Below are 9,411 nucleotides of genomic sequence, written 5' to 3' on the forward strand. Positions count from 1 at the left end.
ATAACTCTGTGCACAAATTGTGGACAACTTCTCGCGGCGTCCCTGCCAATCTGGCAATGTCCCGTGTTTTCCCGCCTCGTCCCGCTCTTTCCCACACCCAATAAGACAAATCTTCTGCGCGAATAAGACAAACTCCGACAAGACGCCGATTTCGCTTGAAACGCGGCCTCGCCGGCGTAAACTGGAAGGGTCTGAACGGTCAGGCGAAGAGCCGAAGGAGAAACCCATGGCGAACGTCTATCAGGGCCGGCTGGTGGCGGGGAAGCACCGGTTCGGCGTCGTGGTGTCGCGGTTCAACGAGTTCATCTCGTCGAAACTGCTGGCCGGTTGCCTCGACGCGCTGGAGCGTCACGGGGCGGACCCGGAGGCGGTGGACGTCGTCTGGACGCCGGGCTCGCTCGAGATGCCGATCGTCGCGAAGCGTCTGGCGGAGAGCGGCCGGTATGGAGCGGTCATCTGCCTCGGGGCGGTGATCCGCGGCCAGACGCCGCACTTCGACTACGTCGCGGCCGAGGTCGCCAAGGGCGTCGCGCACGTGGCCCTCGAGAGCGGCGTGCCGGTCATCTTCGGGGTGATCACGGCCGACACGCTGGAGCAGGCGATCGAGCGGGCCGGGACGAAGGCGGGCAACAAGGGCGCCGACGCCGCCGCCGGCGCCATCGAAATGGCCAACCTCCTGGACGCGCTGCCGTCGGGCAAGCGCGGCCGATAGCGCCGGGGAAGCGCCGGGGGCGTGACGCTCGGCCGATCGCGGGGCGCGAAGCAGTCGGACCACTCCCATGAAGCAGCGAGAGTTTGCGCGCCGGATCGCCCTTCAGGCGCTTTTTCAATTGGATTTTCGCAGCGAGGCGTTCGGGCCCGAGACGGTCGATTTCCTCCGTTCGAGTACGAAGGACCCGGAGGTGTATTTCTTCGCCCGGCGTCTGACGGAGGGCGCCTGGGCCTGGCGCCAGGACGCCGACCTCCTCATCCAGCAGGCGACCGAGCACTGGGACGTCGACCGCATGGCCGTCCTGGACCGCAACATTCTGCGCCTGGCCACGTGGGAAATCGCGTGCTGCGACGACATTCCGGACCGCGTCGCCATCGACCAGGCGATCGAGTTGGCGAAGCGATTCGGCTCGGCCGAGTCCGGCTCGTTCGTCAACGGCGTCCTCGACCACGTCTTCAGGATCATCCAGGCCAAGCGCGAGGCCGACGCGGCCGCAGCGAAAGAAACGGCCGGCGACCCCGGCAAGAAGTGAGATGCGCGATGGTGATGAAAGGGTGGCTGGCGAAACTCTCCCAGGGCCTGGCGAAGACGCGCTCCCGCCTTGCCGACAGCCTCCGGGACCTCTTTCGCGCCGGCCGAAAAATCGACGCCGAGTTCCTCGAACAACTCGAGGAGACGCTCATTCTGGCGGACATCGGCGTCGCCGCCACCACGCGCATCCTCAACGACCTGAAGGCACGCTACCACGACCGCGAGATCCAGCCGGGCGACGACCTCGTGGCCATCCTTAAGACCGATCTGAAGGAAACTCTCGGCAATGCCGACCGCGAGGTCCATTTCGCACCCGCCGGGCCGACCGTCGTCCTCGTCGCGGGCGTAAACGGCTCGGGGAAGACGACGGCGGTGGCGCGGCTCGCGCGCCTTTTCCTCGCGCAGGACAAGAAAGTGTTGCTGGCGTGCTGCGACACTTTCCGGGCCGCGGCCGACGAGCAACTCGCCGTCTGGGCGACAAGAGTCGGCGTCGAGATGATCCGCCACCAGCCGGGCGCGGACCCCGGGGCCGTCGCCTTCGACGCCGCCGAGGCCGCCGTCGCGCGCGGCATCGACGTCCTGGTGGTGGACACGGCCGGGCGCCTCCACACCCAGGACCACCTGATGCGCGAACTCGGGAAGATTCGCCGGGTCCTCGAAAAGAAAATCCCCGGCGCGCCCCACGAGGTGCTCCTGGTGCTGGACGCGACGACGGGCCAGAACGCCATCGCCCAGGCCAAAGAGTTTCGCGCCGCCATCGACGTCACGGGCGTGTTCCTGGCGAAACTCGACGGGACCGCCAAGGGCGGCATCGTCCTGGAAATCAAACGGGAACTGGGGATTCCGGTCAAGTTCGTCGGCATCGGCGAAAAGGCCGACGACATCGCCCCGTTCGACCCGGACACTTTCGTCGAGGCGCTCTTCGGCACAGGCGAGGAATAGGTGCGAAACGCTTCCGCGCCGGTTGGCCCTTGACGCCGGCCGCCCGGCGCTCTACAAATGTGTGAAGCGACCTGTCGGTTTCAGAACCCAAAGCAACCAGGGACGAGGAGAGGAGAAACCATGGCCAAGACCAAAGCAGACGCCGGGAAGGTGGTCGACCTCTTGAACGAGGCACGGGCGAGGGAACTCGGGGCCATCCTCCAGTACATGGCCCAGCACTATGAACTCGAGGACGCAGACTTCGGCAAACTGGCCAAGGTCCTCAAGGACACCGCCATCGTCGAGATGAAGCACGCCGAAAAACTGGCCGAGCGGATCCTTTTCCTCGGCGGCACGCCGACGAGCAAGCCCGACGGTCTGGCCAAGAAGGGCGAGACGATTCCCCAGATGCTCGCCACGGACATCGGCCTCGAAGCCGACGCCGTCCGACTGTACAACGAATCCGCCCTCGCCTGCGCCCAGGCCCGCGACCAGGTCTCCAAGAAAATCTTCGAAGAACTCCTCGCCGATGAGGAGGACCATCTGGACACCTTCCAGAATATCGCCGACCACGTGAAGCAGTTGGGCGAATCGTACCTGGCGACGCTGGCCGGCGGCGCGGCCGAGTAGCCGAACCGTCTCCAACCCGGCGTCTCGCGGCCGCTCGCGCCGGCGGGGCGTGCGAAATCCGCTCGAACAAGAAGGTCATGGGCGAGGCGCGCCAACTCGGCCGCAAACTCGTTTGCGACTGAGAGGGCTGGGGCGCGGGCCGATTCGAGCCGCGGCCCGCTTGTTGCGAGATCGCTACTTTCGTATTTCGCGCGGCGGGTCTCCGCACCCGCCGCGTTGCTCGTATTAGCGAAAGGATTCGGCGCCATGAACACGCTTGCGATAGTGGCGGCAGTGGCGGTGGCGGCAGCGGCAGCCGTGCCAGGCTCGACGGCGCTTTTCAAGGAGCCCCGGCAGACGGAGGATGCGGCACGCGAGCAACTCGCCGGCTTCGCCAGGACCTACTCCGACAAGGCCTCCTGGGAGGCCCGCGCCAGGAACATCCGCGCGTGCCTCCTGCGGGAGGCGCACCTTGAGCCGCTGCCCGCCAAGTGCGACTTAAAGCCCATCATCCGAGGCCGGCAGGAACGCAAGGGCTACACCGTCGAGAACGTCGCCTTCGAGAGCCTCCCCGGGTTCTTCGTCACGGGCAACCTGTATCGTCCGGCGGACCCGCAGGCCAGGAAGCCGATGGCCGCCGTTCTCTGCCCGCATGGGCACAGCAAGAAGGGGCGCCTGGCGGACTACACGCAGACGCGGTGCGCAGGGCTGGCCCGCATGGGCGCAATAGTCTTCGCCTACGACATGGTCGGCTTCAACGACTGCGACCAGGTGACCCACAAGGACCCAAACGTCCTCGCGCTCCAGGTCTGGGACAGCATCCGGGCGGTGGATTTCCTGCTGTCGCTGCCCGAGGTGGACCCGAAGCGCATCGGGTGCACGGGCGAATCGGGCGGCGGCACGCAGACATTCCTCCTGGGTGCTGCGGACGACCGCGTGGCCGTGCTGGTGCCGTGCGTCCAGGTGTCGGCCCACTTCTTCGGCGGGTGCCAGTGCGAGAGCGGCCTGGCGATCCACAAGAGCGACCGCCACGAAACCAACAACGTGGAGTTTGCGGCCCTGGCGGCCCCGCGGCCACAACTCCTCATCTCCGACGGCAAGGACTGGACGAAGAACCTCCCCGGCGTCGAGTTCCCGTACATCTGGAACGTGTACCGCCTCTACGGAGCACAGGACAAGGTTGAGAACGCCCACTTTGCCGACGAGGGGCACGACTACGGCCCGGCGAAACGCCTGGCCATGTATAAATTCATGGCAAGGTATCTACACCTGAATCTGAAGGCCATCGTCAGCAACGCCGGGGCGCTGGATGAGTCGGATGCGGTCGCGCCCGAGGAGAGCCTGAAGGTCTTCACGTCCGACCATCCGCGTCCGGAGGGCTCGCTGGCGGGCACCGACGCCGTCAATGCGGCCCTTGAGAAGGCCAAGGCCGCGGCGAAGTGATGCCTCCCCGCATCCTTCATGTGAGGCCGGTGCGCGGGACCGAGGCGTATTAACCGCAAAGAGCCTGCCGGCAGGCAGGCGCAAAGAACGCAAAGCACGACTCAGTGTCTTCTTACATTAGACCAAGCCTTTCTTTGCGTTCTTTGCGGTTGAAAGACCCTTATGCCTTGCTCCGGTTCAAGCGACGAGCCGGAAGTGCGCCACTGACTCCCGAGGCCGGCGGAGTTTGCGATTCAGATGACGCGACAGGTTATGCGACAGCACTTTCGCCCAGCGGCGCGCCTCGTAGTGCCGACGGCTGCGGCAGAGCGTCCGTCCGGCATTGAACTGCTGATCCAACAGGCCGATGCGACGCTCGGCCTTCCCGCGCCATTGCTTGAGCAGCGCCTTTTCCTGGGCGGTGTTGTGCACCTTCCAGTTCGAGCGGGTGGCCGCCGTCACGGTGATGCCCCGCTGCGCCAGCCTGACGCATCCGCCGCTGGGCCAACGCCGCCATCACCTTCTCGCAGAGTCCTTCGGACAACCGATCCCGTTCCTTGGTCGCCTCAGGCGACCTTCCCGCTCATCCGCAGTTCCATCCTCGTCCTCCTCCCGGCCACCCGGCCGGAAAGAGGACAATTCTACTTTGCGGAAACCGGACATTATCACTTTGCGGCGACAGGGCGGGATGGCGCCTTGTCCCGGACGAGGGCGGGTGCGATAATGCATTCAAGGCCCGGTGGGAACCGTTCCTGCGGCACGTCGCCCGGGACGAACCGTTCCCGTGGAATCTCCTCGAGGGCGCGAAGGGCGTCCAACTCGCGGAACTCGCGCTGGAATCCGGACGCACACGCGCGTGGATCGACATCCCGCAACTGAACCGCAACTGAAGCCCTGACCCCGGGCCGGACGCGAGTGCCGATTGGCCGCAAGCCTGTGCGGGCGGCCGCGTCGTACGTGGCGCGATCGTGCAAGAAACCTGAACGTCGAAAGGAGCCTTGGTCATGATGAGACACGAGGAACATGGGGCTCAACCGATTCAGCCGCGATGCTGTCCCTGTGGGGACCGTGCGGCAGGGCCGCTCAGCGTCACGCGACGCGATTTCCTGAGGGCGGGCGGAATCGCGATGGGCGGCGTGGCGCTCACGGGCCTGGCGTGGTCGGCTCTGCAGGCCGAGGAGATGCCGTTGGGCGGTCCGACGGCGAGAAAGCCCCTCGTCGTCAAGCCCATCCTGGCGTTCGCGATCCCCCGCCGCCGCGACAAGACCAGTTGGCGGTCCTGGGGCGGCATTCAGACCCAGCAAGACGCCGACCAAGAAGTCGCCCGCATCCAGGGCGAACTCGAAAAACTCAAGGCCGACGCCGACTTCCCCGTCGAGTTCCTGCCGGTGGCTCCCGTGCGCGGGCCGGGCGACCTCGGAAAACTCGACGACCTCCAGAAGGCCGACACCGTGCTCCTCTATGCCGCGGGTGGGCCGCAGAACATATTGGGCGAGGTCGTCAAGACCGGCAAGCACGTCGTGTTCTTTCTGCGGCACAAGTCGGGCCCCGTGTACCTCTGGTACGAGATCATCAGCCCGCGCTACCTGCGCCAGCACACCGACCGCCTGGCCGTCAAGGGCGTCGACGACGGCGACGTCGTGGTCGACTCGGTCGAGGAACTCTCATGGCGGCTGCGGAGCCTGGGTGGCCTGAAGAACGCCCTCGGCACGAAGATCGTCGCCGTGGGCGGCGCCAGCGGATGGGGGGGTCACCAGGAGGCGCCGGACCTCTCGCGGGCCAAGTGGAAACTCGACATCCAGACCGTCGACTACAAGGACCTGGGGCAACTCATCCAGGCCGCTCGCCAGGACGCCGCCGCCCTCCAGTCCGCCCGCACCCGCGCCGCCGAGTACCTCAAGGGCGGGGGCGTCAAACTCGAAACCGACAAAACCTTCGTCGAAAACTGCTTCCTCCTGGAACAGGTCTTCCGCGGCCTGATGGCCAAGGCCGGCGCCGGCGCCATCACCATCGACGGGTGCATGAGCACCATCATGCCCATCGCCGAGACCACCGCCTGCCTGACCCTCTCGCTCCTGAACGACGCCGGGTACCTGGCCTTCTGCGAGTCGGACTTCGTGGTCATCCCCTCGGGCATCCTCCTGGCGAACATCTCCGGCCGGCCGGTGTTCCTGAACGACCCGACGTACCCGCACGCGGGCGTCATCACCCTGGCCCACTGCACCGCGCCGCGCCGGATGAACGGCCGGACGCTCGACCCGGTGCGGATCCTGACGCACTTCGAATCGGACTATGGCGCCGCCCCCAAGGTCGAGATGCGCAAGGGACAGAAGGTCACGAACATCATCCCGGACTTCGCGGCTGAGCGGTGGACCGGCTTCGCGGGCGAGATCGTCGACGCGCCCTTCCTGCCCATATGCCGCAGCCAGATCGACGTCGCCTACAAGGCCGACGACCGCAAGGTCGCCGAAAACATGCCGGGCTTCCACTGGATGACCTGCTACGGCGACTACACCCGCGAAATCGCCTACGCGTTGAAGAAAATCCCCATCGCGTGGGAGCCACTGGCCTGACCGCTGCCTGGGCAGGAACCCTTTCCGGGCACAGGGGCGATCTTGCACCGGCGCTGCGCTGAGCCTGCCGAAGGGGAGCGGCGGCCGTTCACTTGGAACCGCCTTCGCTTGACCTGTCGGGTCAGGGGCGTCGCGGGATGGGCGCGGGGCATGAAGGAAGCCGAGGCGACCGCCCACAGAGGGCAAGGCACTCCGGTTTCCCGGATTAGGTCCTGATGCCCCAGGCTTTTGCACCCTCGTGCCTGGTACTTGGACCCGGGTCTGATCGCCCCGGCAAAGACATTATAACACAAAGGGGCGGGGAAAAGGAAGTTCAAAGTTCCAAGTAAGGGCATGACAGGCCAAAGGCCTGAGACGGTCCAGCCTGGGGCGCCGCCCCAGGTGGTGCGGATCGCAAAAAGGACCTGAGCCCTGTAGCCCCGAAGGGGTCCCTTCGGGAGGGCGAAACACCTGTTGCGCCCTCCCGGGGGGACGTTCCGTTTCAGGGCTTGGGACGAAAAGGGGTTATGACCTTGTGGCTGCCGCCGATCCCGGCGCGCCGGGACTGTGGTGTTTCAGGCCTTCGGCCTGAACGGCGAAAGCCCAAAGGACAACGTTTACTTGAAACTTGGAACTGCCGTTTGGCCGCGTTGGGAGGGTTCTGCATTCTACATTCTGCGCCTGCCCGCCGTAGCCCTGAACCTGTCGAAGGGGCGAAGGAGGGTTCTGCGCTTCGCACACCCCCTGTCCCCCGAACTCCCCCAATTAAGTTCTATGTCACCGGAACTAGGCGGGGCCGGACGCCCTTGACTCGCCCGGTTATGGGTGTTCCCGGAATCACCCGGAATCACACGCTGACCGAACGACCCTCCGGCTTTGCGGCAGGTCTTGATAATCCCATCGACGGCCAGGTCGAACTCGGCCGGATTGCCCGGGTCACCAATGGCCCACGCGTTTGATCTCCGGCTGCTTGTGGCCCTTGGGGTCCAGCCTCCACAGGGCCCAGGCCTGCACATCGGTGTAGATGCTCACGGCCCGGTCAGTGGGCAGCGTGCCCTCGAAGGGCCCGAGGCTCTGGATGGCTGGGATGGCTTGCGGGTCGCCGATCTCCGCCAAGGCTATCAGGGTTGCCTGCACCACACGCTTGGAGGAATCGCCCAGCAGACCGGTCAGGCAAGCGACGGCTTTCTTATCGCCGATCTGACCGAGGGACCGGGCGGCGAACTCCCGCACCTCGTCCTCAGCGTCTTTGGTGGCGGCGATCAGGGCGGGAACTGATTCGGCGTCCGCGATGGCACCGAGGGTTTTCGCACAGGCCCGGCGGACAAACGAGTCCTCGCTCGCGAGGGTGGCGCGGATGGCGGGGGCGCCATCCTTGCTCTTGAGTTTCCCCAGAGCCTCCACCAACCAGCAGACCATCTGCGGCTTCTTCTCGGCCTCCAGGGCCTTGGCCAGGGGCTTAGCGGCAGCGGGGTTGCCGATGGCGCCCAGGGCCGCGGCAGCGGACTCGCGCACGGCGGCATCGGCATCGCCGAGGCTGGCGACCAGGCCCTCGACAGCGTCAGAATCCTTGATGGCACCGAGGGCCCGCGCCACGTTGGCCTTGGCGACGCCTGACTCAGTCTTGAGAAGTTGCAGCAACTGGGGCACAGCGGACTTCTCGTGGTTGCCTAGAACCCACTCCACCGCGGAGCAACGCACGCCGGGGTCCTCGCTCTTGAGACAAGCGACCACCAGTTCGCGGACATCCTGCCTGCCGCTACCGCTCAGCAGCAGGATGGCGTAGCCCACCTGCCGCGGATGGCCTTCCTTGATGAGGCCTACGAACTTCTCTTCGAGCGCTGCCTTTTGCCAGCGGTCAAACTCGTAGAGCCAGCGCAGCCTGACGAACGCGTTCGACTGCACCTGGTGTGAGTCGGCGTTCAGCTGGCGGATCAGTTCATCCACGGCAGAAGGATCCGCCGGCGCGGGTTGCGTTTGGCAGCCGGCAGCAAAGCCCGACGCAACGGGAAACACGGCTGCCAGTAGGAGCACTCTCAGGAGGATGGTCGGCATCCGACATCTCCCCCAGGGTTTTTCAGGCAACCTCTGCCCGGCTCCGCTGCCGGGCCATTCAAACTGCACGATACTGCACCCCACTCCAAATCTGGACCAAATCTACCTGTTTCCCCCAACGGCTCGGGATAATGAAGTATTTTGGCAGTTAACGACGGGGAAGTCTAATGGAAAACGGCAGTCCAAAGTCTAAAGTCCAAAGTCCAAAGTCGGTTAACGGCAGTCCAAAGTTCAAAGTCCAAGGTCCAAAGTCAACGGCACGCGGCCCACAACGGAATCACGGCGAGACCCGTTCGACTCGTCCCGAATGTGTCGTGACTCGCTCAGGGTGACAAAACGCAGAGGCGGCAACGACGAATGTTCAACGTTCAGAAGAACGCATGCCGCGGCGGGGAACATGACCGGCGGCTTCCGCCGCCGGCTCGAAAGGCGCACGGCGAGATCCCTCGGCTGCGCCCCGAAGGGGTCCAACGACAAACAGGGACTCGGGATGACAGAGCGCGCGGGAGGTTCACCCTCACCCTTCCCTCTCCCATCAAGGGAGAGGGGAACCAATGCTCCCTCGCCCCACTGTGGGAGAGGGATGGGGTGAGGGGGGGCAAGATCACG

General features: G+C 65.5%; 8 protein-coding genes and 1 pseudogene. 7 read left to right on the forward strand and 2 right to left on the reverse strand.

Annotated elements, in window-relative coordinates:
• Positions 1-226: 226 nt before the first annotated feature.
• The 5 genes from ribE (at position 227) to NTX40_01330 (ending at position 4,216) form a co-directional block, all read left to right on the forward strand.
• The gene (gene ribE / locus NTX40_01310; GenBank protein ID MCX5647728.1) at positions 227-712 is read left to right on the forward strand and encodes a 6,7-dimethyl-8-ribityllumazine synthase; all 486 of its coding nucleotides are present in this window, start codon (positions 227-229) and stop codon (positions 710-712) included.
• A 67-nt stretch (positions 713-779) separates the two neighbouring features.
• A complete protein-coding gene (gene nusB, locus NTX40_01315; protein MCX5647729.1) occupies positions 780-1,244 on the forward strand; it encodes a transcription antitermination factor NusB in 465 nt (154 codons plus the stop codon).
• 8 nt (positions 1,245-1,252) lie between these two features.
• Positions 1,253-2,185: a signal recognition particle-docking protein FtsY gene (ftsY, locus tag NTX40_01320; GenBank protein MCX5647730.1), complete on the forward strand. Its 933-nt coding sequence runs from the start codon at positions 1,253-1,255 to the stop codon at positions 2,183-2,185.
• Positions 2,186-2,305: 120 nt separating this feature from the next.
• On the forward strand, positions 2,306-2,794 hold the full coding sequence (locus NTX40_01325) for a bacterioferritin (protein MCX5647731.1): 489 nt from the start codon (positions 2,306-2,308) through the stop codon (positions 2,792-2,794).
• Between the two features lie 246 nt (positions 2,795-3,040).
• Positions 3,041-4,216, forward strand: coding sequence for an acetylxylan esterase (locus tag NTX40_01330; GenBank protein ID MCX5647732.1), 1,176 nt, complete (start codon positions 3,041-3,043; stop codon positions 4,214-4,216).
• A gap of 177 nt (positions 4,217-4,393) precedes the next feature.
• On the opposite strand, the gene NTX40_01335 is transcribed toward NTX40_01330, so the two are convergent.
• Positions 4,394-4,657 (reverse strand): hypothetical protein, encoded by a 264-nt coding sequence (locus tag NTX40_01335; protein MCX5647733.1) that lies wholly within the window; start codon positions 4,655-4,657, stop codon positions 4,394-4,396.
• Between the two features lie 227 nt (positions 4,658-4,884).
• Here NTX40_01335 and NTX40_01340 point away from each other — a divergent pair.
• Together NTX40_01340 and NTX40_01345 are read left to right on the forward strand one after the other, a co-directional pair.
• Positions 4,885-5,085, forward strand: a pseudogene (locus tag NTX40_01340) (gfo/Idh/MocA family oxidoreductase).
• Between the two features lie 114 nt (positions 5,086-5,199).
• A complete protein-coding gene (locus NTX40_01345; protein ID MCX5647734.1) occupies positions 5,200-6,768 on the forward strand; it encodes a sugar isomerase in 1,569 nt (522 codons plus the stop codon).
• Positions 6,769-7,683: 915 nt separating this feature from the next.
• Here the strand turns inward: NTX40_01345 and NTX40_01350 are convergent.
• Positions 7,684-8,802, reverse strand: coding sequence for a HEAT repeat domain-containing protein (locus tag NTX40_01350; protein MCX5647735.1), 1,119 nt, complete (start codon positions 8,800-8,802; stop codon positions 7,684-7,686).
• Between the last annotated feature and the right edge of the window lie 609 nt (positions 8,803-9,411).

Source organism: Planctomycetota bacterium (genome assembly GCA_026387035.1).
GTDB lineage: Bacteria > Planctomycetota > Phycisphaerae > FEN-1346 > FEN-1346 > JAPLMM01.

Coding starts and splice junctions, on each gene's coding strand:
- NTX40_01350 (MCX5647735.1), bottom strand. CDS start 8,802: ATGCCGACCATCCTCCTGAGAGTGCTCCTACTGGCAGCCGTGTTTCCC.
- nusB (MCX5647729.1), top strand. CDS start 780: ATGAAGCAGCGAGAGTTTGCGCGCCGGATCGCCCTTCAGGCGCTTTTT.
- NTX40_01345 (MCX5647734.1), top strand. CDS start 5,200: ATGATGAGACACGAGGAACATGGGGCTCAACCGATTCAGCCGCGATGC.
- NTX40_01325 (MCX5647731.1), top strand. CDS start 2,306: ATGGCCAAGACCAAAGCAGACGCCGGGAAGGTGGTCGACCTCTTGAAC.
- NTX40_01330 (MCX5647732.1), top strand. CDS start 3,041: ATGAACACGCTTGCGATAGTGGCGGCAGTGGCGGTGGCGGCAGCGGCA.
- ribE (MCX5647728.1), top strand. CDS start 227: ATGGCGAACGTCTATCAGGGCCGGCTGGTGGCGGGGAAGCACCGGTTC.
- ftsY (MCX5647730.1), top strand. CDS start 1,253: ATGGTGATGAAAGGGTGGCTGGCGAAACTCTCCCAGGGCCTGGCGAAG.